The sequence below is a fragment of the Mycobacteriales bacterium genome (assembly GCA_040902655.1).
Lineage (GTDB): Bacteria > Actinomycetota > Actinomycetes > Mycobacteriales > SCTD01 > SCTD01.
The window spans coordinates 85,849-109,507 of the sequence record JBBDWV010000016.1 but is presented as its reverse complement, the minus strand read 5'-3'; the positions used below and the strand labels follow the sequence as shown (position 1 = coordinate 109,507).

Here is a 23,659-nt window from a genome sequence, read left to right as displayed (position 1 = left end):
CGCAGGATCGGCCCAGCAGACAGACAAGGGGCGCTGCAGCGCCTGCCGGGTCCCGTCCGTGGGTGCCGACTCCGAGCCAGTATTGATAACCGTTGTCGTAAGGTGCAGCGGTGACACATACCTTGTACGCACGTGGCGCCCGCCGCTCCTGGCCCGTTGGACTGGCCGTCGTGGTCGGGGCGGTGTCGCTCGCGGGAATTCCGTCGGCGGAACCCGTCCGGGCAGCGGCCTGCCAGACGGCACACCAGATCGACGGCGCCTTCCGGTCGGTGGACAAGCCGGACGACCTGCTGCCGGGGCCGCTGGTGGCGCATGCCGTGGAGCCTGCCGACCCGCGCACGGTCTACCTGGCCGACCCGACCCGCGTCGCGGTCAGCACCGACGCCGGCTGCACCTGGGCGCCATTGTTGACCGTGGATGCGGCCGGCCCGACGACGACGATCACCGCGCTGGTGGTCCCGGACAGTCCCGAGCCCACCGGTCGACTGCACGTGACCGTGCGGGATCGGGTGCTGGGCGAGGTCGCCAACGGGGGGCGGCTGCTGTCGCGGCGCGGTCCCGGGCAGGAGTTCGTGCTGGCGGCGCTGCCGTTCGCCGGGCCGGTGCTGGTGGCGCCGGCGCCAGGCGATCCTGACGTCGTGTACGCGGTCGCGGCCGGCCTGGCCGGCGGGACGGTGGCCGCCCGTAGCGACGACGGCGGGGCGTCGTTCCGGCCGCTGCCCGGAATTCGGCGCGAGTCCGCCGCAACCCCCGACGTCTTCACCCACCGGATCGGGGTCGATCCCGAGCGCAGCAGCCACGCCGCGGTCGCCGGTCGAGGACTGGCCGCCACCGATGACGGCGGCCTGACCTTTCGTACCCTGCTCGAGGGCAACCAGCTGCGCTGGACGCATGGGCTCGCCGTCCATCCGGCGGGCGGCGACTCCGCCGGCACCACGGTCGTGGTCGGGACCGGCTCGCTGAACACCGCGGTCGGTCCGGGTTCCGGCGCGGTGTACCAGGTGCGGCGGGACGGCGCGGTGGGGGAGCTGCCCAGGTTGGGCCTGGAAGGCGTGCCGGAGTCGCTGGCCGTCGGCCGCGACGGCGACGAGCTCGTCCTGGCCACGCGGGACCTGGGGCCGAACTTCCCCAGCGGCTACACCGGTCCGGGGGCGCTGTTCCTGTTCGATGGCCCGCGCGGGACGTGGGTCGACGTGATGGACGGCCGCGGGCATCCCCTGCTGGGTGCGGCCGTCGACCGCACGCTGGACCCGGCTGTGCACCTGCACTCGAGCAGCCTGTCGACGCCGGCCGGCCCGGACCGGTACGTGGTGTACGACCCGCCCGCCGCCGGTCGCATCGTGCCGCCGACGGTCGATGACGGCACCGGTGCGGCCGTTGTCGATGACGGCCTCTTCCCGCCGCCGCCGGCGGCCTGCTCCGACGCGCCGGTGTTGGCGCCGCCGCCGGTGCGCTCACCGACGGCGGAGCTGACGCCGTCGCAGACGACGCTGAGACCGGACGCCGCCGGCGTCGGTGCCCAGGAGTACCTGCTCGAGCTGTCGGGCGCCGCGCGGGCACTGGACCTGTTCGTGCTGCTGGACACCTCCGACTCGATGAAGTCGGCTGCCGACGGGCTGGCGTGCGGCCTGCAGGAACTGGTGACCGCGCTGGCCGGCGAGGGAGTCGACCTGCGGGTCGGGCTGGGCGAGTTCTGGGACAAGAGCCCGGAGCGCTACCGCCGCCTGGTCGACCTCGCGTCGCCCGGGCGGGAGCTGCAGAGACAGCTGCGCACCGTCACCACCCGCGGAGGGGAGGAGGCGCACCGCAGCGCGCTCTACCAGGCGGTCACCGGGGAAGGACTCGTCGTCGACGGCCGGGAGGTCGTCCGGCCCGACCAGGCCGCAAGCTTCCGGGAGGACGCGCTGCGCGTCGTGCTGCACCTGACCGACGAGCCGTGGACGCCGACGACGCCCGGCGAGCCCTCGGAGGACGCCGTCATCTCAGCGCTGCGCGCGGCCGCCGTCCAGCACGTCGGCATCCAGGTCGCGCACCGCGACGGCGCCTCCCGGGCCGGCGGCGACCGGCTCAGCGGCGTCGAGCAGCATGCGCTGCTGCGGGTCCAGCTCGACCGGTTCTCCGCTGGCAGCGGGGCGCTGGCACCGGCCGGCGGCGTCGACTGCGACGGCGACGGCACGCCGGACCTGCGTGCCGGCGACCCGCTGGTCTGCCTGGCGGTCGAGCAGGACGGGGAGGTGCCGGTCGGCGCTCCGGTCCAGGCGCTGCTGCGGGCCCTGGATGCCCGCGGCGCTGTGGCGCTGCGGCCGTCCGCGCCGGCCGACCTGCTCGAGGTCACGGTCGCCGAGCGGTACGACGAGGTCGACCTGCGGGCGGGTGGGACGTTTTCGTTCACCGTGGCCGCGCGCTGCCTGGGCGCCGCCGACGCGCCGGTCACCGCGAAGCTGGAGGCGATCGCCGGCGGTGCCGCAGTGGCGACTGCCGTGGCGCAGATGCAGTGCGGCACAGCCGGGCCGCCGCCGGCGGACGGGCCCGCTGGCGCGCAGGCCGCCCCGTCCGACGCCGGACCGGCTGCGGCCGTGGCCGCCGCTCCACCGGCCGCGCCGCCGCCGGCCGTGCAGGTCCCGGCCCCGGTTCCGCTTCCCGCAGGGGCGGGTGCCGCTGCCGGAGCCGGGGCCGGGGCCGGCGCCGGGGCGGCCGCGGGAGCAGGCGGAGCTGTCCCGGGGCAGGTGCCGGGTGCCGTCGGGCACGGCAGCGCCGGGCTGGCCGGTGCGCCCCAGGAGAGGGCGCGGGGGCAGGCCGAGGCGTACGCGGGGACGTCGGCGCAGCGGGACGTGCCTCTGGCCGCCGTGCCGCTGACGGGAGGTGCGGCGGCCGCGGCGGCCGCGACAGCGCACCTGCTCGCGCAACGACGTCGCTCCAGTGTTCCTGTCACAGCGCCGGCCGTCGGTGGACGACGGCGCCGCCGGGAGTGACGCCGAATGCAGACGGCCCCGTGGCTGCTGCCACGGGGCCGTCAGAACCGGTGCTGCTACGGCAGGTTGCACTCCACGGTGTGGATGGCGTCAGCCGCCGGCGTGCCCTCGACCGGCTTCTCGAGCGAGTGGACGATGGGCTTGGCGGGGCCGGTGATGCCGCCCGAGCAGGACGAGGCGGTGGCGGCTGGGGCGGCGGCTGCGACAGCAGCGGCCGTGACGGCGAGCAGCAGAGTACGACGCATGTGTTTCTCCTTGTACGGGTCGGGCCGGATGCCCGACATGTCGCACTCTAACGAAAACAGATCTCATTATCAATAGTGGTGCCGCCTCGGGGAGCGTGCGGTTGCACAGTTGGCAGCCCTGCCGACGGCGGTCCGCCTGGTCGGCTCAGTGCTCGTCGTAGTGCCCGGCGTGGGCAGCGTGCCGGTGCCCGTCGTGGACGAAGTCGGTGTGGTCGCCATGGGAGACGGCCTCGTGCCCGCAGCCGTCGCGGTGCTCGTGCCCGCTGTGCTCCTCGGCCTGCACGTGCTGGGTGAGCTCGTGTTCGTCGTAGTGGTCGTCGTGCTCGGCGTGCACGTGGCCGTCATGCAGATAGTCGGTGTGCTCGTCGTGGCGCACCGCGACGTGGCCGCAGCCCTCGCCGTGGCGGTGCGCGTCGTGCGTGTCGTGGGTGCGGTGGTCGGTGGCGGTCATGCTGGCTCCTCGTGGGGTTGCTCGTCGGTCGGGTCGGAAGAGGACGGGCGTGGCTCGTCGGCGTGCCGCAGGACGTCGAGGACGACGTGGACGACGTGGTCGTCGGCCAGCGTGTACTCCACCTCTCGACCGCGTCGGCCGGCGGTCACCAGCCCCGCGGCCCGCAGCACCCTCTGGTGCTGCGACACCAGCGGCTGGGCCACGTCGAGCAGCTCGACCAGCTCGTGCACGCAGCGCGGCCCGTGGGTCAGCTCCTCGACGGCGGCAAGCCGCACGGGGGCGGCCAACGCCTTGAGCAGCTCGACTGCCGGCTCGTACCGTGCCGGATCTCTCATCGGCTCGACAGTACCCATGCGCATACGTGCATGCAAGCACCGCAGGAAGTCCCGCACGTCGGTGCATGCCCACGGTGGCCTGGACCTCAGGCTGGCCGGATCCCGCTCGATGCGAGCCGGACCGGCAGCGGCGCCAGTCCGGCCGGAGAGGCAGGTGGGCGATGAACACCGGTAGGTGTTTTCGCAGTGACCGCCCGTTCCGAAAGCCGCACTAGGTGCGTTCAACACTTACCGCGGCATTTCTCGAATGTTGCTATCTTCCGCGACATGACTAGATCAACCCTTCGTTGGGTCATTCCTTCCCTGCTCTCGGCGGCCTTGCTGGCACCGGCCGCGATCGCGTACGCCTGTGTGGCGGTCATGGCCATCAAGACCGACGTCTCCACCGTGGAGCCCGGCGGCACGGTGAACGTCTTCGGTGCCGACTTCGCCAGCGACGAGCCGGTGGAGCTGCGCCTCGACTCGCTCGACGGGCCGCTGCTGGCCACCATTCCGCCGCCGGAGTCCACGATGACCAGCAAGTTCAACGTGCCGGTCACCATCCCGGCAGACGTCGAGCCCGGCGAGCACGTGATCCTGGCGAACCAGGTCTATCACCACATGAACTCCGGCGCCCCGGCCCGGGCCGCCATCTTCGTCGGTACCGAGGCGCCTGCCGCCGCTGTGCCGGCGGTGCGTGCCGCCTCCGTCGAGATGGGGCCCGGTTCGAGCTGGCCGGTGCTCCTCCTGGTGGGCCTTGCCGTCGCCGCCGCCGCCCTGCTCCTCGCGGCCCTGGTGAACCGTCGCTCACCGGCCGAGCGCCGGTCGGACGGTCCCCCTCCCGCGTAGCACGTCACACTCTCGCTTCCCGCAGCGGGGCCGGCTCGGCCCTGCCCGCTGTCAGACACGGCAGGGCAACAGATGAATGAGGAGTCGCAAGATGCGCAGGTCAGTAGCGGTCACCGCCGCGTTCGCCGTGATGACGATGGCTCCGGGGCTGGCAACAGCCACCGAGCAGCCGGGCCAGGAACCCACGTCGTACAGCTTCCAGCAGGCCACCTTCGCCGACCAGGACGCCGACATCCAGCGGCTGACCGAGGCCGTGCACATGACCAAGGACGACAAGCTCACGCCCGTGCGGGCGTTCACCGGTCCCACCTCGATGCTGGCCGACCCGGACGATCCCCGGCTGATCTTCGCGGCGACCGCCGACCTGCGTTCCCGGCTCTGCTACCTGATGCGCTCGGAGGACGCGGGTGCCAGCTGGCGCATCCTGGAGACCAGCCCCTCTCCGGCGGAGTACCCGAACTGCACGATCAACACCTCGGGCACCGGTCAGACGCACCTCGCGTGGGGGAGCGATGGCACGCTCTACTACGTGACGCTCGGGTACGGCCCGGGCGAGGGTCCTCGTGAGGGCAACGTCAGCGTGATCCTGTCGAAGTCGACGGACCGGGGCGAGAGCTGGTCGTCGAGCACGGTGGTCGACAACCGCGGGAAGACCGACCCGATCCCTACCGTCTCCGGTGTCACCGATCTGACCGTCGACACCGCCGGGTCCGAGGACGTCATCCACGTCGGCTACAGCCAGCGCTACCTCAAGATCCCGGAGGACTCGCCGCTCAACAACTCAGAGGTGGTCGTCGCCACCTCCACTGACGGCGGGGACACCTTCGAGCAGGTGAACGTCAACGAGTTCGTGGACGTGACCCAGACCGTCGCCGGCAAGGACTATCCGCTGATCATGAGCACGAGCTTCGGCCGCCCGTTCCTCACCGCCCACGACGGGGTGGTGCTGGTCGTCGCCGACTCCCGGACGCCGTTCGACGTCAAGCTGCCCGGCAAGAGCTACCACGCCCTGCCGATGCTCGTCGGCCGCTCGACCGACCAGGGCAAGACCTGGACGGTCACCACGCTGGGTCCGCCCGTCTTCACCGGGACCGGCGCGCAGACGGGCATGGGCTGGACGCCTGAGGGCGGGCCGGACGGCACGTTCCTCGCCATCCAGGCCGCGACACCCGAGACCGCCGAAAGCTCCGGTGTGGCCGACATCGTGCTGTACCGCTCGACGGACATGGGAGAGACCTGGAGCGAGCCCGTCGCGATCGACGATGACGATCCGGCCGACCAGTACACCAGCTTCTATCCTCAGCTCTCCGTGGCGCCGAACGGCCGGGTGGACGCGGTGTGGCAGGACAATCGCGACACGACCGACTACCACTTCCACGTCCGCTACTCCTACTCGACGGACGGCGGCAAGACGTGGGCGAAGAACATCCAGGTGACCGACCAGCCGATCGACTTCTCCCTCGGCATCAGCTTCAACTCCGACATCCGGCAGCCACCCGGTGTGGCGTCGGCCAACGAGTACGCCGCGTTCGGCTGGGCGGACCCTCGCCTGGGTGACAACCTCAACGAGACGCAGGACAACTTCGGCGCCGTGGCGCAGTTCTCCCGGATCCGGACGGGGACCTCCGTCCTGCCGATCGTCGCTGCCGTCTTCGGCGGCCTGGCGGTGGCCGGGATCGCCCTATTCCTCGCGTCCCAGCTGGCGCGCCGACGTCGCCAAGAGCCCGCTGCGCCTGCGACGGCGTGAGCAGGTCTCCACTGCTCGCTCCGACGGCGGACACGCCGTCGGTGAGGGGGCCTCGGGCATGATGAGGCTTTCGTCCGGGCCGTGGCGACCGGGGTCAGAGCGGGGTGGAACTGCGAGATGGTGATGACAGAAGCCCGTCGCTGCGAGACGCATGGGGAGGCCACGCGCCTCAGCTGTGTCGACTGTGATCGGCCGCTCTGCCCCAAGTGCATGACCCGCACCGAGGTGGGTCTGAAATGCGCGACCTGTGCGGCGCCGGCCGCTTCTCAGCCTTCGACGACGCCGATGCGCAGCCGGCGCCCGCTCCTCCTGATGGGTGCAGCGCTGGCTGTGGGGGCGCTGGTGGTGGTCCTTCTGGTGCTCCGCCCGGGACCGTCACAGGAGGGGCCCGGTGCCGTCGCCGAGCCGGTCGGGACGTGGAGCGACCTGCCGGCGCTGTCGGCCATCCGCGGTACGGCCAGTGCCGTCGTGCTGCGGAACGGCACGGTGCTGGTCGCCGGCGGCGGCGTCGGGGCGCTGGCGATCGACGCTGCCGAAGTCTTCGATCCCGGCGCCGACAGCTGGGAACGTGTCGGACCACTTTCCGCGCCCCGCCGCGGCCATCAGGCGGTGCTCCTGCAGGACGACCGGGTGCTCGTCACCGGGGGGTTGTCCGAGGGCAACCCGCTGGCTTCGGCCGAGGTCTACGACCCGGGCGCCCGGTCGTGGTCGTCCGTCCAGCCGATGAGCGTTCCAAGGCTCGGCCACACCCTCACGCTGCTCGACGACGGGCGGGTGCTCGCCGCAGGAGGCAGCACGCTCGAGTCGGCGGAGTCGGCAGCGGGTGGCCAGACCATCCGCGCCACCCCGTCCGCGGAGTTGTACGACCCCGCAACCGGAGCGTGGTCAGCCACGGGATCGATGGGTTCGGCGCGCTTCGAGCACACCGCCACCCGTGTCCGCGACGGTCGCGTCGTGGTCGTGGGTGGGCTCGGCTCCGTCGGCACCAATGCGACGGCGCCGCTTGCCTCCACCGAGATCTACGACGCTGCTGCCGGCGCCTTCGTCGGCTCGACCAGCCTCAGCGAGCCGCGGGCCAACCACGCGGCGGTGCTCCTGGAGGACGACGCGGTCCTGGTGACCGGGGGCGCGGGGGGCGAGGGTGCAGACCTTTCGCTGGCCGGCGCCGAGGTCTTCAACGCGCCCGGCGGCACCTGGAGCAGGGTCGCCCCGATGGGCGGAACCCGCACCGGACACACCGCGACCCGGCTCGCGGACGGCCGGGTGCTCGTCGCCGGCGGCGAGTCCGTCCAGCGCGGTACGAGGCGTTCTCTCACCAGCGCCGAAGTGTTCGACTTCACCGCCGGCGCGGTGGGACAGTGGGGGCCGGCGGGCGACATGTCCTGTCCCCGGAGCGAGCAGGCGGCGGTCCTGCTCGAGGACGGCAGCGTACTCGTGGCCGCCGGCGACGCAGCGTTCCCCGGAGCGGCGCCGATCGCCCAGAGCTGCGCAGAAAGGTACGTTCCGTGAACCGACCGAGGGAGAGACATGGCCATGCTGGGTAGCGCCCGACGTCGGCGAGAGCAGGACGGCGACGGCCAGAAGCCGTCGGCTGAGGAGGACCCGCAGCGGAACAACCGCAAGCGGGCGCTCGTCCTCTGCCTGCTCGCGCTGCCCCTGCTGATCGCCTTCTACGCCCTCATCCTCTACTGGTCCAACCCCCGCACAGCCGGCGAGGAGCTGCGGATCGACGAGTTCACCGCGCTGCTCCGCCAGGGCCGGATCGCGGAGACCAAGATCCTCGAGACGGACAACCGGATGATCGGCACCTACGACGGCGGCGAGTTCTGGGTCGCCTACTCGGGGGAGAACGAGACGATCTTCGCACGCCTCACCAGCGCTCTCGAGGACGCCGGCGTGCCGTACTCCGTCAAGCAGCAGCCGCTCAAGAACCTCGTGATGCCGGTGAGCATGCTGCTGCCGGCCCTGATCATCATCGACGGCCTGTTCATCCTCTTTCTCGCATTCGGCCGGGGCGGTGACGGGTTCACCGCCTTCGGCCAGTCGCGGGGCAAACGGCTCGAGGGCGGTGACGCCAAGATCACCTTCTCGGACGTGGCCGGCGTCGACGAGGCCATCGAGGAACTCGTCGAGGTCCGTGACTACCTGTCGAACCCGGACCGCTTCCTGGCCATGGGCGCCTCCGTACCCAAGGGCATCCTGCTGACCGGCCCCCCTGGCTGCGGCAAGACGTTGCTCGCGCGAGGCCTGGCGGGGGAGTCGGAGGTGCCGTTCTTCTCGATCTCCGGTTCGGACTTCGTCGAGATCTTCGTCGGTGTCGGAGCCGCGCGCATCCGGGACTTCTTCAAGGTGGCCAAGGCCGCAGCGCCCTGCATCGTGTTCATCGACGAACTCGACGCGGTCGGTCGCGGTCGCAGCACGCACTCGATGGGCGGCACGGACGAGCGGGAGGCCACGCTGAACCAGCTGCTCGTCGAGATGGACGGCTTCGAGTCCGGCATTGGCGTCGTCGTGCTGGCCGCGACGAACCGGCCGGACATCCTGGATTCCGCCCTGATGCGGCCGGGCCGCTTCGACCGCCGGGTGGCCGTGGAGCGTCCGGACGTGAACGGACGAGAAGGTGTCCTGCGCATCCACACCCGCGGCAAGCCGCTCGCGGACGGCGTGGACATCGCCCAGATCGCCAAGCGCACAGCCGGCTTCTCCGGCGCCGACCTGGCCAACGTCGTGAACGAGGCGGCCCTGCTCGCCGCCCGGCGCGGCGCTGCGATCATCGAGCAGTCGCACTTCAGCGAGGCGATCGAGCGGCTCGTGGCCGGTCCCGAGCGCAAGTCCCGCATCCTGTCCCCGCAGGACCGGCTGCGCATCGCCTACCACGAAGCCGGCCACGCCGTCGTCGCCACGGCCCTGCCCGGCACTGACCGCGTCGGCAAGCTGTCGATCGTCGCGCGCGGCCACGGTGGCGGGTTCACCTGGTGGATCAACGACGGCGACCAGACCTCCATCACGCGGGCCCAGCTGCTCGACCGGATCACCGCCTTGCTCGGCGGTCGAGCGGCCGAGGAGATCATCACCGGCGATCTGTCGACCGGTGCCGCCGGCGACCTCGACTCTGCCGTGCTGCTCGCCCGCCGGATGGTCACCGAGTTCGGCATGGGGTCCTCCCTCGGCGCGTTCTCGGCGCACGCGTTGCAGAACGCCAACATGAAGGAGGGCCTGCTGAACCAGGCCTTCTCCGAGCGCGTCGCCTCGGAGATCGACGCGGAGATCCAGCAAGTGCTGGCCGATGCGGCCGAGCGGGCGCGCAACGTCCTGCTCGCCCAGCGCAGCGCGCTGGAAGCGGTCGGCAAGGCGTTGATGGAGCACGAGACGCTCGAGGGCGAGCTGCTCGACGCCCTGCTGCTCCCCGTCCACAGCGCGAATTCCGGCTCCGCGACGCTCGTCCCCTGATGACCACCACGCCTGCACCCGAGCAGCTGAGCCGCACCTGCACCCGGCACGGGCGCAAGCCGGCGGTCACCAGCTGCGCGCGCTGTGGCGCGGGGGTCTGCCGGGACTGTGTCGTGCCGACGAGCGTCGGCGTCAAGTGCTCCGCCTGCATCGGCCGTCCGGGCGAAAAGGCCGCGACCGCTGCGCGCCGGCGCCGGCTGATCTGGGCGGCCGGCGGCGGAGCTGCGCTGGTCGCACTCGTGCTGGTGGCGACCAACCTGAGCTCCGACGGCTCGGGCGGCTCCACCCGCGCCACCGCGCCCATCCTGCAGGGCGGAGCCGCCCTGCGCACAGTGCAGTTCGAGGGGGCGGACGACCTCAAGCTCGCCGGGGCGCTCGCCCTCCCCGAGGGGGCGGCGTCCGGCTCGAAGCTGGCCGGCGTCGTCATCCTCGCCGGCTACGGCCCGACGAACCGCAACGGCGTGGTCGCCGAGGGCGGTGTCCCGGACAACCTCTACCGCGAGCTGAGCGAGGCGTTCGCCGAGTCGGAGATGGTTACCTTGACCTACGACAAGCGGGGGACCGGTCAGAGCGTGCTCCCGGAGAGCGAACCGCTCCGCTTCGAGGATCTGGTGAGTGACGCGGCCGCTGCCGTAGAGTTTTTGGCCCAGCGCGCCGAGGTCGACCCGGAGCGGATCGCGGTCGTGGGGCACGGGGAGGGTGGGCTGGTCGCGATGCAGCTGGCCGACCAGGAGCCGCGCATTCGCGGCCTGGGCCTGATCTCCGTCCCGGGGCGTCCCTTCGTGGAAGTCCTTGCCGACGATTTCGCCGGCTCGGCTCATCGCGGCGAGGAGGTTGCCGGGCTGCGCGTTGTCGTCGCCAGCTTGCTCGAGGACGGCAAGCTGCCGGCGGACATCCCCGCGTCGCTCGCCGGCTTCTTCCCAGCCGGCCGGCAGGAATATCTCACCGACATCTTCTCCCTCGAGCCCGTCGCCCTGGCCCGCGAGGTCGACATCCCAGCACTCGTCGTACGCGGCGGCGTCGCCACGTTCGTCACCGCGGCCGACGAGTCCGCCCTTCGCGGCGCCCTCTCCGCCGACGAGGCTTTCGTAGCCGGCGACGCCGGCCCCACGTTGCTGGTGCAGGGTGCGCCGATCGCCGACGCCGAGCATGCGCACGACAACATCGGCGTCGCGCCGACCCGCGAGCGCTCGGCCGAGGCCATCGCGCGCATCACGCAGTTCCTGACGAGGGTCACGGCGGCCTAGCTGCGGCCTGCCTTCGCCAGCGCACGATCATCCGGGTGGCACGTTGCTGGCCGGTGCCTGCGGGTTTTCGGCAGGCGGGACTGCTGCAGGACGGCTGCGGGTCTGGTCGGGGCTGGCCGCCGCTCCACGTCGGGAGCGTGCAGGCTCTCCACGTGAGCGAGCAGGCGCTCCACGGACGCGTGCAGGCGCTCCACGGAAGCGTGCAGGCGCTCCACGGAAGCGTCCAGGCCTGTCGCCGACCGTCGTCCGCCCGCGCCGCGGTCGCGGGCGCAGGGACTCGTCGTTCCGGTCGTTGATCAACGCCAGGCTTCCTCGGATTTTCGTGCAGGCGATGGGGTGGTTACCCGGCGTTGATCATGTGAGGGAGAGGGCAAGGAGCGCGGGGTTGCTCCTCGGGTGCGGGTGCGGGTGCGGGTGCGGGTGCGGGTGCGGGTCGGCGCGCCATCGACCTGCGGTCGACACATGCGCCGCACAGCGGGTGTACACCGCAGGTCAAATTTCCGGGATTGTTGACCTGTGCTGTACACCTCCCGACAGCACATACATCTCCGGAGCGACACGCGACCAGGCAGCCTCCCGTTGGCGGCTTTTCTCTGAACCCGACCGGAAAGTCGACCTGCCCGGGTCGGACCGGACACTCCCTGGCTCCCGCTCCGTGTCGCGTTCCGCCGGAGCGACACCGGTCCCAGCACCCGCTCCGTGATTTTCAGCGCCCTTGCGCCCCGTGCGGGGAACCGCCGCCGCCTCGTGCGGAGGGCGTGTCACGCAGCTGATCTGCACGGCCTTTCAGCGCTCAGGAGCGCCTGGCGTCCGTCTTGTCCAGCACAAGATCCCGACGCGGCACGCCGTCCACTGAACAAGCCTTGCGGCCGCCGGGTCAGTGTCCTGAACAGGAAAAGAGCAGGTGGAGCGGGCAAAACTAGATGTCCCCGACATATAGGCGGTGCGCATATAGATGTGCCTGACATATATGTAGAAACACACCTATTGCCAGCAGCTGCGCTCTCTGCGACCCTGAGCATCGATCGCAGGAGCGGAGGCCATGTCGGCTCCACCCGCTGCGGACCGCAGACTGGGCAGCCGCCCGGCTTCACCACAACCGGAGGAACGCTCATGGCAGTGCAGAAGAAGACGACGACGGTGTTCGGTGCCCTCGTCGCCATGATGATGGTGTTCGGCGGGGTGGCCTACGCCTGCACCAACCTCGCCACCCTGAACCTGAGCACCGCCAGCGGCAACGTCGGCGACAACGTCACGGTGACCGGCTCCTCGTTCCGTACCCCCAGGGGCGCCGGCGACGTGCCGATGCCGGTCGAGCTGCACTGGAACGGCGCGGACGGCCCGCTGCTGGGCAAGGCCGTCCCGGACGCCGCCGGTAACATTTCGGCGTCGTTCCAGGTGCCGGAGGGTCAGGCGGGCTACTACGTCGTCCTGGCGACCCAGCTGGACAAGGGTGTCGACGCCTACGGCACGCCGGCTCGCGCCGCGTTCCAGATCCTCGGCGCCAACGGCGAGTCCGTTCTCGCCCCGCAGGGCACCCAGACCCCGGCCGTCAGTGGCGGCAACGGGAGCGGCATCCTCGCCCTGACCGTCGGCCTCGGTGCGCTCGGCCTCGCCCTGTTTGCTGCCGGCTTCGTCGCCTTCAGCCGCCAGGCGCGTCGCCAGGAGGCTCCGGTTCCGGCGAAGGTCCGCAACAACTGATCGATCGAACGGCCCGCTCTCAGGCGGGTGAAGAGCAACCAGAACGGGCGTCCCGCAAGGGGCGCCCGTTCTGGTGCCCGACGACCGCCAGGTGGGCAAGGATGGGCGGATGCCGATGACCGTCCCCCTGCGCTCAGGTCGCCCGCCGGTCTGGGTGGTGGCGGCCCTCGCGCTGCTGTTGATCGCCGGCTGCTCCCAGGCGGCTCCCTCGACGCGGACAGCAGCCGTTCCGCGCGCCGCCGATCAGCATCTGCGGGTCGCCGTCGGAGACGACGTTTTCCTGCGCAGGGGTGCGGCTTCGTCCCAGCTCGGGCTGTTCGCCGACGGTCCTGCGCCCGGCATCTTCGAGACGCTCACCAGCCTGACGCCGAGCTTCGGGACCGCTCCGGGACTCGCCGTCAGCTGGGAGGCCCGCTCGCCCACCGAGTGGCGATTCGAACTCCGCCGCAACGTCCGCTTCCACGACGGGACGCCGCTGACGGCAGCCGCGGTCGTGGAGTCCCTGCGGCGTGCGTTGTCCCCGGACGCCGACACGCCCGGGGGAGGTGTCCGGTGGCTCGGCGCGCCGCGGGGGCTCGAGGCCGACTCGTCCTCGGCGGTCGACGAGCATGTCGTCGCGATCGCGTTGTCCGAGCCCAACCTCCGCCTGGCCGAGCAGCTGGCGAACCCACGGACAGGCGTGCAGGCTCCTGGCACGCGGGCGGGGGACGGCCGGACCGCTGCGACCACGCCGACCGGCACAGGACCCTTCCGCTTCTCTTCCTACACGCCGGGTCTGGACCTGGAGGTCGTGGCCAATCCCGACTACTGGGATGGGCCGCCACAGCTCGCGTCGATCACCTTCCGCTTCGGGGCGGAGGAGAAGGCCAGCCTGCTCCTCGCGACGGGGGAGGTCGAGGCGGTGGGTCACGTCTCCGCAGACCTGCTGGCGAACGTGACGGACGGCCCCGACCAGCGGGTGGTGTCGCGACCTGCGCGTTCAGCGATGCTGCTGTTCAACCGGGGCGGGATCGGGCGGTGGTCGACGCTGCAGGAGGACGCCGTCCGCCGTGCGGTGGCGCTCACGCTGGACCGAGCCGCCGTGGCCGAGGCGGCCTGGTCCGGCGTCGGCGAGCCGGAGGACAGTGTGATCCCGCCCGTCGTGCTGGGTGCAGCCGACGCAGCAGGCCCGGAGCGTCGCGACGTGGCGGCAGCAGAAGAGTTGCTGACGGGGGCCGGCTGGCTGCCGGGTCCGGGCGGCATCCGCATCCGGAAGGGGGACCGGTTGGCTCTGGACCTGCTGGTGCGCCGCGACTCGGACGGGCTGCCTGTGGCTGCCGCCGCCATCCGTGAGCAGCTGGCTGCCGTCGGGATCGCGACCTCCATGACGGCAGATCCCGCTGATCGGTTCACGCCGCTGCAGCGTGTCAACGCGGGTTCTTTCGACCTGTTCCTCGACGTGCGGTCACAGGAGGACGCGAACCCCTGCGCCCTCTGCCGGTTCTTCACCGTGCGTCCCGGCGGGGACCTGACCGTCTCCGGGACGGTTCGTGCGGGTGCCGCCGCCGACGCGCTGTACGACCAGGTCCACACGGCCGGTTCACCGGAGACCGCGCGCCGGCTGGCGGCCGAATTCATCCAGGTGGCCGTCGCGGAGGAGGTGGTGGCCCTGCCGCTGGCCACGCTGCCGAACGCCTGGCTGGTCTCGCCGCGACTCGAGCAGTTCGAGCCGTCGGCAGTCGGCGGTGCCCAGCGCTGGCACGGCGTGTTCCTGTCGCGCTGACCACACGCTGACCCCGTAGGTCAGTCCTGTCCGGAGACGTCCGGTCCCGCGACCGGCTCGTCGGGATCGGTCCGGAACACCAGGCACCACGCGATCCCGAACAGCAGGACGACCAGGCCGGGCAGGCTGTGATGCAGCGTGGCCGGCCAGGGCGCCTGGTCCCGCAGGGCCTGCAGCACGAGCGGCAGGTGCGTGGCGTCCATCCACAGCCCGGCCAGCACGACGACCAGCCCCATCCCGAACAGCAGCGGCGCGGCCTTCGGCAGCCGTACGACGAGCAGGGCCGCGAGCGACAGGACGATCACGATGCTTCCCGGCACGGTGTGGTCGACGAACTCCAGCTGGTCCCCGCGGGGCCCCAGCTCGAGGGCCGGCCCGAGGTAGCGCGGCAGCAGCGCCCAGGTGCCGAGGAGCACGCCTGCGCCGGCGAGCATCGGCACGGCTGCCGCCCGTACGGACGACAGCGCACCCCTGCCCCCGGGCCCGGTGGCGCTCATGAGCGGGTCCCGGCAGCCGGACGAGCGGCGGGCCCCGGCCGACGCTGCGACCAGAGAACGGCTGCCCCGATCAGCAGCAGGCCGGGCACCAGCAGCGCCAACCCGAGACGCGGCCCGCCGGATCCTCCCACCGTGACGGCGGCTGCGAAGATGTCCTGCCGGCCGGTGTCCTGGTCGCCCAGCCGCGTGTCGGTCCAGACGGCGAAGGCGCCGTCGTCGTTGCTGGTCAGGCCCAGGCGGGTGCCGACATCGGTGCCGTAATCCGAGCCGAAGGTGGGCCCGACCCGCGAGTCGAAGGGCTCCGACGACACGCGGTGGTTGCCGAACGACGCGCCCCGGTCGTCGGACGAGGCGAGGAAGACCTCGGTCTGCACGTCAGCCGGATCCGCTCTCCGGTCGTGGAACAGCACGTCCACCCGACCGCCTGGAGCGACGGACAGGCGGGGCAGCGACTGGGTCGTGCCGTCGCCCGCGGTGTTGTCGTTCACCCGCACGGGCTCGGACCAGCTGGCACCGCCGTCCGGGGACCGGCGCAGGAAGACGTCCTCGTCGCCGTTGCGGTTGTCGGCCCACGACACGTACAGCGAACGGTCCGGTCCGGGTGCGATCGACGGATACTCAGGGAGGAAGACGAGGAACCGGCGGGCAGGCACCACACCCGACTCCAGCTCGACCCCCTGACCGAAGCTCGCGCCGCCGTCCTCGGACCGGGTGACGACGAGGGCGAACGGCTTCTCGGCCACGGGCCCTTCGAGACCGCTGAAGTCCCTGCGGTTGTCCTTGAAGTCCTGGTAGAGCACCACGAGGCTCCCCTCGGAGTCCAGAACGGGGCTGGCGGCGCCGACCCGCTCTCGTCCGGCATCGCTGACCGGCACCGGTTCGGAAAAGGTACGACCGCCGTCCTGCGACCGCACGGCCACGATTTGAGCCGCGCCCACGATCTGGTTGAGGGCGACCGCCTGCGCCTGCAGCCACACGGCGTGCACCGTACCGTCGCTGTCGACGGCCAGCCGTGGCTGGAAGGCCAGCTCACCGGCCACCCGCACGGGCGCATCCAGCGTCCTGCCGCCGTCGGAGGAGGTTGCCAGCCAGAGTGCCGCGGGCGTGTTGCCGCGGCCCTGCAACGACGCGTACAGCGCATAGAGCGTGCCGTCGGGGCCGAAGGCGACGTCGGGGCCGAACGGACATGGTTCCTGCTCGGGTGAGGCCGCGCAGGGCTCCGTGCCCGCGGGCAGCGGCAGCGTGGTCGGCCGCCACGTGGCACCGCCGTCGTCACTCCACTCGAGCAGGGCCGAGAACCCGGGCCGGTCGATGCGGTGGGCGACGACGAGGTGCCCCGGCTCCCGGGGATGGCGCACCACGGTGGGGGAGTTGTTGACCGTGATCAGCCCGGCCGGGTTCACCAGGACGTTCGCGCCGACAGCAGGCTCGCCCCCACGCCCGAACAGCGCCATCGCCGCGACGACGGCAGCGGTGAGCCCGAGCGCCATGGCGGCCAGGCCGAGCCTGCTCTTCCGGTCCGTCATCACCTCAGACCCTAGTGATCGCGGCCGCCGCGCGGGCGGTAGATGCAGCGCACATCTACTGCCCCTCGGCAGTTCCTCCCGTAGGGTCGCTGCTTCTCCCGACATAGCCAGAAGGGGTGTGGCTCGCATGACGGACGCCGTCGACCGGCCCCTGCGCGTCGCCGTCGTCGGCAGCGGCGGCGTCGGCAAGTCGGTGCTGTCGGCCACGCTGGCCCGCACGCTCGCCCGCCGGGGTCGATCCGTGCTCGCCGTCGACCTCGACTCCAACCCGGGTCTGGCGTACAGCCTCGGCCTCCCGCCCACGGACGACGGGCTGCCGGAGGCGGCGACGGTGCAGGTCGAGCGGGGTGCATACGGCTGGGGTCCCGCTCCGGGTCTGGACCTCACGACCGGCGCCATGACGCTGAGCCGAGCTGCGCCGGACGGGGTCCGGTACCTCAGCCCGGGCAAGATCGGCACGACCGTCGACGGCAAGAGCGAGCTGAAGCGCTCCCTGGGGACGGTGCGCCGGCTCCTCGACGAGATGGACGGTCCGTGGGACGTCGTCGCCGATCTCGAAGCCGGACCCACGACGCCGTACGAAGGCTATGCCCGCTTCGCCGAGGTCGTGGTGGTGCTGGCCACCGGGGCCTGGCGCTCGTGCCACACGGCGCGGCGGCTGTGCGCGCTGTTCCCCGACGTGCCCCGCATCGTCGTCGCCGCGCAGAGCCTGCCGGGCGCCAGTGATCCGACGCGGTGGGGCCTGCCGGTGCAGCACCGCATCCCGTACGACCCCGCCGTCGCCGCCGCCGAGCGGGAGGGCAGGGCTCCGCTGGACGCCTGCCCCGGTGCGCCGGCGCTGCTCGCGGTGGAGGCCTTGGCCGACCTGCTCCTGGACATCCGCCCCGTGACGCCCACCCCCACCATCCTGGAGCGCGCATGAAGATCGTCGTCACCGGCAAGGGCGGCGCGGGCAAGACCACCGTCGCCGGCGTGCTGGCCCGCTCTCTCGCGAGGGCGGGACATCCGGTCGTGGCGCTCGACTGCGATCCGAGCCCGACCTTGGGGATCACCCTCGGCTTCGGTCCGGAGCGCACCGAGGCGGCGCCGGCCGTGCTGAACAGCCTGGTCGATGCAGGGCACACGCACAACGACCCGGAGCCCGATCCGGAGGACCTGCTGGCCCGCTACGGCGTCGCAGGTCCGGACGGGGTGCGGCTGCTCATCTCCGGCCGGATCGAGCGGCTGGACGGCGCCTGCGTGTGCTGCGGTTCCCACAACACCACCCGCAAGCTCTTCAGCAACCTGCCTCACGACGACCGGATCGTGTTGGCCGACCTCGAGGCCGGGCTCAACGACCTGATGTGGGCGCGACCGCAGCCCGGCGACCTGGTCGTGGCGGTCGCGGAGCCCAGCGCCAAGGCGTACGAGGTGGCGCGCCGCGCCTGCGAACTCGCCGCCGGTATGGGCGTCGGGCGACGTGTCGTCATCGCCAACCGGGCCACTGATTCCGACGTCGAGCGGTTGTCGCGGCTGACCGGTCTACCGGCCGTCGCCGTGCCGGACGACCCGGCCCTCGCGCAGGCCGACCGCGACGGGCTCGCGCCGATCGACGTCGATCCGTCCTCGCCGGCCGTCCGCGCGCTCGTCGAGCTGGCCGGCCGGCTCGACCTGCGGCCGTCCTAGCCCGAGGTCACGAGCGGGCCGGTGTCGTCACGGCCAGCTGCTCGGCGAGCGCCTGGACCGCGGTCACGACGGCTTCGGCACCCGGCCACTCGACGACCGGCACGCGCTGGCGGTCCGCAGCCACCACCTCGTCACTCCAGGGGATGCTGCCGGCCAGCTCGAAGCCGTGCCGGTCGCAGAACTCCTGGATCGCAGCCTCGTCGGCCGACGAGCGCACCTTGTTGGCCACGACCGCGACCCGCTGGACCGGCAGCTCCGCCACGAGCTCGCCCATCCGGCGGACCGTCTCCAGCGAGCGGTAGTAGGGCTCGGCGACCATGCAGATGGCGTCGACGTGCCGGACGGTGCCGCGGCTGAGGTGCTCGGGCGAGGCCTCCATGTCGACGACGACCATCCGGTCCGGCGACCCGAGGTCCTCGAGCAGGGACGACACGACGGCGTGCGCCGAGCACAGGCAGCCCTCGTCCGCGTGCGCCGGTGCGCCCATGCCCAGCAGCCGCACGCCGTCCGGTCCGAGAACGGAGTAGCGCTCCAAAATGTCGTCGACAGGCTCGGTGAGTCCGGCGCCGCCGATCCGTCGGGAGACCATCGAGGTGGGCACGGGCCCGAGCGAGGCCGCCAGGTCGGGCGAGACACCGAGGGCGAAGGACAGGTTCGGGTTGGCGTCGGCGTCGATGGCCACGACCGAGAGGCCTGACCGGGCGGCCAGCCGGGCCAGCGTCGCGCTGATCGTCGTCTTGCCGGCGCCGCCCTTGCCGGCGAGTGCGAGCCTCAACGGACCGGCTCGTGCTGCTCGGCCATGCGCTGGTAGCGGCGGCGGTAGTTGGTCAGCGCCCGGCTGAGCTCGGACAGCGATCCGGCGACGACGTGCAGCCAGTCAAGGCCCTCATCGGTGAGCTCGTAGGTGCGTCGGGCCGGACCGGATCCGGACGGCTCCCAGGTCGAGCGGACCAGGCCCTCCTCGTCCATCGCCCGCAGGCACCGGTAGAGCCCGCCCCGGGCGCCCCCCGCCCCCCCCCCACAGCCCACCCGGGGCGACCCGGGCCAACCCGAGACTGCCCACCTGGTCGAGCAGCTCGTAGCCGTGCGAGGTGCCCTCGGCCAGCAGCAGCAGCAGGCACGGGCGCAGATAGTTGCGGGGAAGCCCGATCGGGACGTCCTCGGCCTGGCCGGTCATCCGGCCGACCCCGGCGACCGCTCGGCCGCGCACGCGAGGGCTTCCTCCACGGAGTTCTGGCACCAGCAGTCCGCGCTGCACTCGCCGTGCGCCGGCCGGGTGAGGTCGGCGAAGCTCAGCGCGAACTCCGTCTTGCCCTCGGCCAGCCCCGTCTCGGACATCACATAGCCACCGGGCGAGAGCTCGAGGTAGCCGTCGACGACCAGCCGGTCCAGGTAACCGACGCCGAGTTCGGCCTCGACACCCAGGAAGCGCTCGAGCAGCACCGCGTCGACCACCTCGCCGAGGCCCTCGCCACGGAGCCAGTACATGACCTGCAATATCTCGCTACGCCAGTAGAGGGCGCGCAGCGCCTCCGACTTCGGTGGGTGGAGCTCATCCATGTCAGTGCCTCCGCAGTACGGGACCGGCCGCCACGCTGGACAGGCCCGTCGAATCGGTGCAGGCGGCGAGGACGCCGTAGAGCTGGTCGCGGACCGCCTCCGCGTCCAAAACGTAGCCCAGGACGGGGCCGTTCACGGCGCCTCCAGATTGCTCCAGATTCCCTGCGATCGGACGGTACACGCAATCCGTCCGGTATGTGTATGGTGCATCTACGACCTTGGTGTGACCCACTGCACAACCGTCCCTGACACAGGAGCAGCAGATGGCAAAGGGCAATGGCGGTTCCCGCCACGTCGCGGTTCGCACGCCGGCAGAGGAGTTGCTCGACACGCTCGGCCCGATCACCGGATTCCACGATCTGGAGCACATCGGCCAGTTCGGCATGCCGACCGGAGCCATGACCGAGGACATGCTGGCGCCGGCCGCGTCGGCGACCGCCGCGACCCGGTTCGGGCCGCTGGAGAAGGTGCACGCCTTCTGGTTCGCCGGCATGAGCTGTGACGGCTGCAGCGTGGCGGTCACCGGGGCGGCCAATCCCTCGGTGGAGAGCCTTCTGCTGGGTGCACACCCGGGCATTCCACGCGTGATCCTGCACCACCCGGTCATCAACATGGAGTCCGGGCCGCACTACCTGGTGGCGGCGGAGCAGGCGATCGAGGGCACGCTGAACGCGCCGTACGTCGTGATCCTCGAGGGTTCCATCGCCGACGAGGTGCTCGCCCATTCGCAGGGTGGCTACTGGTCTGCCACTGGTGAGGAGCCGTGGGGGCCGGGCGGCCAGATGCGGGCGGTGAGCACCACGGAGTGGATCGCCCGGCTGGCCAAGAACTCCGCGGCGATGGTGGCGATCGGCACCTGCGCGACGTGGGGCGGCATCCCGGCGGCGGCGGGCAATCCGACCGGCGCGATGAGCCTGATGGACTTCCTCGGCAAGGACTACCGCTCCACCCTGGGCGTGCCGGTCGTCAACATCCCAGGTTGTTCGCCGATCGGCGACAACTTCACCGAGACGATCGCCGCGGTCCTCTACTTTCTGCAGGGCTTCGGCCCGTTGCCGGAGTTCGACGAGTTGGGCCGACCCGCATGGCTGTTCGGGGAGACCGTGCATCGCCGGTGCGTGCGCGGTGCGTATTACGAGGAGGGCACCTTCGCGCACGAGTTCGGCGACCCGGAGTGCCTGGTCGAGGTCGGCTGCTGGGGTCCGGTCGTCAACTGCAACATCACCGCGCGTGGGGCGATCCGGGGAGCCGGCGGCTGCATGAACGCCGGTGGCGCCTGCATCGGCTGCACGATGCCGGGCTTCCCGGACAAGTTCACGCCTTTCTACAAGCGCCCGCCCGGCTCGCTGGCCTCGACGACCGTGTCGCGGATCACCGGCAGCATGATCCGGCCGCTGCGCAAGTTCAGCAACGACAACCTCAACCGTGAGGTCCGCTGGGATCGGGAGAGCGACGCACCCACCGCGTTCGCCCGCCACAAGGACGAGCCCACGCTGGTGCAGGACGTCGCCCACAAGTTCTACGACAGGATGCGCCTGTTCAGCGACACCTCGCGTCATTCCGGCGAGGCCTGGGGCAAGATCGCCGACGACGGGACCGACGGCAGCCACCCGGGCAGCCCGAGTGTCATCGCCCCTCCCGGGAAGCGGAAGCGCTCCGGCAGCCGCGTCTGATCCAGCCCGCGTCACCCAGCACGTCCCTCTCGCACCACTCAGGCCTGACCTCAGGAGCTGCTGTTATGTGCTTCAAGACCCTGCCCGTGCAGTTCGACGCGCGCGGCAACGCGACGCTGCGCGGGGGCATCCCGAACCCGTACGACGTCGCGGTCGCCCAACCCCAGATCCCCGGCCAGCTCGGCGCCGCCGGCGTGACCGAGCGCGAGCGTGAGGACCGCATCAATCGGCTCATCGCGCGCAACGGGCACATCAAGGACCTCAACATGGACCCGGTCACCCGCATCGCGGGCGCGCTGGCGGTCCACGTGACGGCCGACCTGGACAACGGCGAGTACCTCGACGCGCACGCCCAGGCCACGCTGTTCCGCGGCTACGAACTCATCCTGATGGGGCGCGACCCGCGCGACGCCATCTTCGTCTCCTCGCGCGCCTGCGGCGTGTGCGGCGGCGTGCACGCGCACTGCGCGGCGCAGGCCATCGAGATGGCGATGGGCATCTCGCCGCCGCCGCTGGGCATCGTGGTGCGCAACATGGAGCAGGCCGCCGAGATGGGTTACGACAACCCGCTGCACCTCTACCTGCTGGCCGGCCCGGACTACTCCGAATCGGTGATCCGGCACTCCAACCCCGAGCTGTGGCCGAAGGCGGAGAGCTGGAAGTGCCCCAACGAGCACATCCACGGCTTCAAGACCATGGCCGACCTGATGACCGCGCTCAACCCGCTCACCGGTGCGCTCTACCGCGAGGGGTTGGAGTTCACCAGGCTGTCCCGCGAGCAGGTCGTCATCCTGACCGGCAAGTTCCCGCACCCGCAGAACGTCGTGCCCGGCGGCGTGTCGACGACGGTGACGCTGCAGTCGCTGAACGAGTTCCACTCCAAGCTGGGTCGGCTGTTCGACTTCGCGCAGCGGATGATGGCCGTCTGGGACGACATCCCGGCCTTCTTCTACGAGGCGGACGAGCGCTACAGACTGGTGGGCTCCCGGGCAACCAACCACATCGACCTGGGCTTCTGGGACGACCCCTACTCCTACGACGCCAAGTACGAGAACTGCAACGAGTGGGGCGAGAAGCGCTGGTCCACACCCGGGGTCGTGCTCGACGGCAAGCTGGTCACCACCCGGCTCACCGACATCAACATCGGCTGGGAGGAGTTCATCGAGCACTCCTACTACGAGCCGTCGCACACCTCGCGCTACGCGACCGACCCGCTCGGCAACCCCATCTCGCCCTACCACCCCTGGAACAAGCGGACCCTGCCCAAGCCCGGCGGCCGGGACTGGAAGGACAAGTACACCTGGTCCACGGCGCCCCGTTGGGACCGCCGGGTGATGGAGGCCGGCTGCTACTCCCGGCTGCTCATCACGGCGCTGGCGCAGAAGATGCCGGCCAGCGACTACATGGAGGCGACCGGCCACAGCATGCGCTTCCTCGTCCCCAAGGGCGAGACCGGTGAGCGCGAGGTCGAGTGGCACGTCCCGGACAAGTGGAACGCCCTGGAGCGCAACCGCGGACGCGCTTATCACTACCTGTTCAGCCAGCTGGTCTCGCTGGAGAGTCTGTTCGAGGCCTACAAGCTCTTCCAGCGCGGCGAGCGCCGGGTGGCCGCGCTCACCCCGGTGCAGCTGGAGGAGGCGATCCCGCAGGACGAGCAGGTCGGGGTCGGCTTCTGGGGAGCGGGTCGCGGCTGGCTGATCCACCACCTCGTGATGGACAAGGGCAAGATCACGAACTACCAGATCTCCACACCCTCGACCATCAACGCCTCACCACGCGACCCCTGGGGTCAGCCGGGTGCGTACGAGGAGGCGGTCATGAACACGCCGATGATCGAGGACCTGTCCAACCCGGAGACGTTCACGAGCATCGACATGCTGCGGGCGATCCGCAGTTTCGACCCCTGCATGCCGTGCACCACGCACGCCCACACGGGTGACGGCGAGGTCACGCGTGAGGTCAACACCTGCTCGTGTGGCGGTGACTGACCCCACGGGTCA

20 protein-coding genes and 1 pseudogene are annotated in these 23,659 nt (G+C 71.4%); 12 read left to right on the top strand and 9 right to left on the bottom strand.

All coding sequences use genetic code 11. The annotated features are described in order from the left end of the window. Positions 1-110: 110 nt before the first annotated feature. Positions 111-2,972 (top strand): hypothetical protein, encoded by a 2,862-nt coding sequence (locus tag WD794_04500; protein MEX2289573.1) that lies wholly within the window; start codon positions 111-113, stop codon positions 2,970-2,972. A gap of 56 nt (positions 2,973-3,028) precedes the next feature. Here WD794_04500 and WD794_04495 read toward each other — a convergent pair whose 3' ends face one another. From WD794_04495 to WD794_04485, 3 genes are all read right to left on the bottom strand, one after another. Further along, positions 3,029-3,217 carry a hypothetical protein gene (locus WD794_04495; protein MEX2289572.1) on the bottom strand — a complete coding sequence of 63 codons (189 nt, stop codon included), beginning with the start codon at positions 3,215-3,217 and terminating at the stop codon, positions 3,029-3,031. Between the two features lie 145 nt (positions 3,218-3,362). Continuing rightward, positions 3,363-3,668, bottom strand: coding sequence for a hypothetical protein (locus WD794_04490; protein MEX2289571.1), 306 nt, complete (start codon positions 3,666-3,668; stop codon positions 3,363-3,365). Continuing rightward, positions 3,665-4,003 (bottom strand): metalloregulator ArsR/SmtB family transcription factor, encoded by a 339-nt coding sequence (locus tag WD794_04485; GenBank protein MEX2289570.1) that lies wholly within the window; start codon positions 4,001-4,003, stop codon positions 3,665-3,667. Before WD794_04485 ends, WD794_04490 begins: the two co-directional genes overlap by 4 nt. Before the next feature lie 267 nt (positions 4,004-4,270). Between WD794_04485 and WD794_04480 the strand changes: the two genes are divergently transcribed. From WD794_04480 to WD794_04450, 7 genes are all read left to right on the top strand, one after another. Then, the gene (locus tag WD794_04480; GenBank protein MEX2289569.1) at positions 4,271-4,831 is read left to right on the top strand and encodes a hypothetical protein; all 561 of its coding nucleotides are present in this window, start codon (positions 4,271-4,273) and stop codon (positions 4,829-4,831) included. Between the two features lie 91 nt (positions 4,832-4,922). Beyond that, on the top strand, positions 4,923-6,578 hold the full coding sequence (locus WD794_04475) for a hypothetical protein (protein ID MEX2289568.1): 1,656 nt from the start codon (positions 4,923-4,925) through the stop codon (positions 6,576-6,578). A 312-nt stretch (positions 6,579-6,890) separates the two neighbouring features. Next, positions 6,891-8,087: a kelch repeat-containing protein gene (locus WD794_04470; GenBank protein ID MEX2289567.1), complete on the top strand. Its 1,197-nt coding sequence runs from the start codon at positions 6,891-6,893 to the stop codon at positions 8,085-8,087. An 18-nt stretch (positions 8,088-8,105) separates the two neighbouring features. Further along, positions 8,106-10,028 carry an ATP-dependent zinc metalloprotease FtsH gene (gene ftsH, locus WD794_04465; GenBank protein ID MEX2289566.1) on the top strand — a complete coding sequence of 641 codons (1,923 nt, stop codon included), beginning with the start codon at positions 8,106-8,108 and terminating at the stop codon, positions 10,026-10,028. Further along, positions 10,028-11,275: an alpha/beta hydrolase gene (locus WD794_04460; GenBank protein MEX2289565.1), complete on the top strand. Its 1,248-nt coding sequence runs from the start codon at positions 10,028-10,030 to the stop codon at positions 11,273-11,275. Before ftsH ends, WD794_04460 begins: the two co-directional genes overlap by 1 nt. A 1,113-nt stretch (positions 11,276-12,388) precedes the next feature. Further along, complete coding sequence (locus WD794_04455) at positions 12,389-12,976, top strand: hypothetical protein (protein MEX2289564.1); 588 nt, start codon at positions 12,389-12,391, stop codon at positions 12,974-12,976. A gap of 115 nt (positions 12,977-13,091) precedes the next feature. Beyond that, the gene (locus WD794_04450) at positions 13,092-14,738 is read left to right on the top strand and encodes an ABC transporter substrate-binding protein (protein MEX2289563.1); all 1,647 of its coding nucleotides are present in this window, start codon (positions 13,092-13,094) and stop codon (positions 14,736-14,738) included. Between the two features lie 20 nt (positions 14,739-14,758). Here the strand turns inward: WD794_04450 and WD794_04445 are convergent, their stop codons facing one another. Both WD794_04445 and WD794_04440 read right to left on the bottom strand, forming a co-directional pair. Beyond that, positions 14,759-15,235: a hypothetical protein gene (locus WD794_04445; GenBank protein MEX2289562.1), complete on the bottom strand. Its 477-nt coding sequence runs from the start codon at positions 15,233-15,235 to the stop codon at positions 14,759-14,761. Next, positions 15,232-16,761 carry a sialidase family protein gene (locus tag WD794_04440; GenBank protein ID MEX2289561.1) on the bottom strand — a complete coding sequence of 510 codons (1,530 nt, stop codon included), beginning with the start codon at positions 16,759-16,761 and terminating at the stop codon, positions 15,232-15,234. The genes WD794_04445 and WD794_04440 overlap by 4 nt, the downstream gene beginning before the upstream one ends. 127 nt (positions 16,762-16,888) lie before the next feature. On the opposite strand from WD794_04440, the gene WD794_04435 reads away from it, so the two are divergent. Beyond that, complete coding sequence (locus WD794_04435) at positions 16,889-17,683, top strand: hypothetical protein (GenBank protein MEX2289560.1); 795 nt, start codon at positions 16,889-16,891, stop codon at positions 17,681-17,683. Beyond that, positions 17,680-18,426, top strand: a complete 747-nt coding sequence (locus WD794_04430) for an AAA family ATPase (protein ID MEX2289559.1) — start codon at positions 17,680-17,682, stop codon at positions 18,424-18,426. The genes WD794_04435 and WD794_04430 overlap by 4 nt, the downstream gene beginning before the upstream one ends. A 7-nt stretch (positions 18,427-18,433) precedes the next feature. Here the strand turns inward: WD794_04430 and WD794_04425 are convergent, their stop codons facing one another. The 4 genes from WD794_04425 to WD794_04410 form a co-directional block, all read right to left on the bottom strand. Beyond that, positions 18,434-19,201: an AAA family ATPase gene (locus tag WD794_04425; GenBank protein ID MEX2289558.1), complete on the bottom strand. Its 768-nt coding sequence runs from the start codon at positions 19,199-19,201 to the stop codon at positions 18,434-18,436. Further along, the gene (locus WD794_04420; protein ID MEX2289557.1) at positions 19,198-19,455 is read right to left on the bottom strand and encodes a helix-turn-helix transcriptional regulator; all 258 of its coding nucleotides are present in this window, start codon (positions 19,453-19,455) and stop codon (positions 19,198-19,200) included. The genes WD794_04425 and WD794_04420 overlap by 4 nt, the downstream gene beginning before the upstream one ends. A 144-nt stretch (positions 19,456-19,599) precedes the next feature. Further along, positions 19,600-19,986, bottom strand: coding sequence for a hypothetical protein (locus tag WD794_04415; GenBank protein ID MEX2289556.1), 387 nt, complete (start codon positions 19,984-19,986; stop codon positions 19,600-19,602). 1 nt (position 19,987) lies between these two features. Continuing rightward, the gene (locus WD794_04410; protein MEX2289555.1) at positions 19,988-20,122 is read right to left on the bottom strand and encodes a hypothetical protein; all 135 of its coding nucleotides are present in this window, start codon (positions 20,120-20,122) and stop codon (positions 19,988-19,990) included. A 322-nt stretch (positions 20,123-20,444) separates the two neighbouring features. Here WD794_04410 and WD794_04405 point away from each other — a divergent pair. Then, positions 20,445-21,416: pseudogene (locus WD794_04405) on the top strand (hydrogenase expression protein HypE). A gap of 308 nt (positions 21,417-21,724) precedes the next feature. Continuing rightward, positions 21,725-23,647 (top strand): nickel-dependent hydrogenase large subunit, encoded by a 1,923-nt coding sequence (locus WD794_04400; protein ID MEX2289554.1) that lies wholly within the window; start codon positions 21,725-21,727, stop codon positions 23,645-23,647. The last annotated feature ends 12 nt before the right edge of the window (positions 23,648-23,659 follow it).

Coding starts and splice junctions, on each gene's coding strand:
- WD794_04495 (MEX2289572.1), bottom strand. CDS start 3,217: ATGCGTCGTACTCTGCTGCTCGCCGTCACGGCCGCTGCTGTCGCAGCC.
- WD794_04490 (MEX2289571.1), bottom strand. CDS start 3,668: ATGACCGCCACCGACCACCGCACCCACGACACGCACGACGCGCACCGC.
- WD794_04485 (MEX2289570.1), bottom strand. CDS start 4,003: ATGAGAGATCCGGCACGGTACGAGCCGGCAGTCGAGCTGCTCAAGGCG.
- WD794_04480 (MEX2289569.1), top strand. CDS start 4,271: ATGACTAGATCAACCCTTCGTTGGGTCATTCCTTCCCTGCTCTCGGCG.
- WD794_04475 (MEX2289568.1), top strand. CDS start 4,923: ATGCGCAGGTCAGTAGCGGTCACCGCCGCGTTCGCCGTGATGACGATG.
- WD794_04470 (MEX2289567.1), top strand. CDS start 6,891: ATGGGTGCAGCGCTGGCTGTGGGGGCGCTGGTGGTGGTCCTTCTGGTG.
- ftsH (MEX2289566.1), top strand. CDS start 8,106: ATGGCCATGCTGGGTAGCGCCCGACGTCGGCGAGAGCAGGACGGCGAC.
- WD794_04460 (MEX2289565.1), top strand. CDS start 10,028: ATGACCACCACGCCTGCACCCGAGCAGCTGAGCCGCACCTGCACCCGG.
- WD794_04455 (MEX2289564.1), top strand. CDS start 12,389: ATGGCAGTGCAGAAGAAGACGACGACGGTGTTCGGTGCCCTCGTCGCC.
- WD794_04450 (MEX2289563.1), top strand. CDS start 13,092: ATGACCGTCCCCCTGCGCTCAGGTCGCCCGCCGGTCTGGGTGGTGGCG.
- WD794_04445 (MEX2289562.1), bottom strand. CDS start 15,235: ATGAGCGCCACCGGGCCCGGGGGCAGGGGTGCGCTGTCGTCCGTACGG.
- WD794_04440 (MEX2289561.1), bottom strand. CDS start 16,761: ATGACGGACCGGAAGAGCAGGCTCGGCCTGGCCGCCATGGCGCTCGGG.
- WD794_04435 (MEX2289560.1), top strand. CDS start 16,889: ATGACGGACGCCGTCGACCGGCCCCTGCGCGTCGCCGTCGTCGGCAGC.
- WD794_04430 (MEX2289559.1), top strand. CDS start 17,680: ATGAAGATCGTCGTCACCGGCAAGGGCGGCGCGGGCAAGACCACCGTC.
- WD794_04415 (MEX2289556.1), bottom strand. CDS start 19,986: ATGGATGAGCTCCACCCACCGAAGTCGGAGGCGCTGCGCGCCCTCTAC.
- WD794_04400 (MEX2289554.1), top strand. CDS start 21,725: ATGTGCTTCAAGACCCTGCCCGTGCAGTTCGACGCGCGCGGCAACGCG.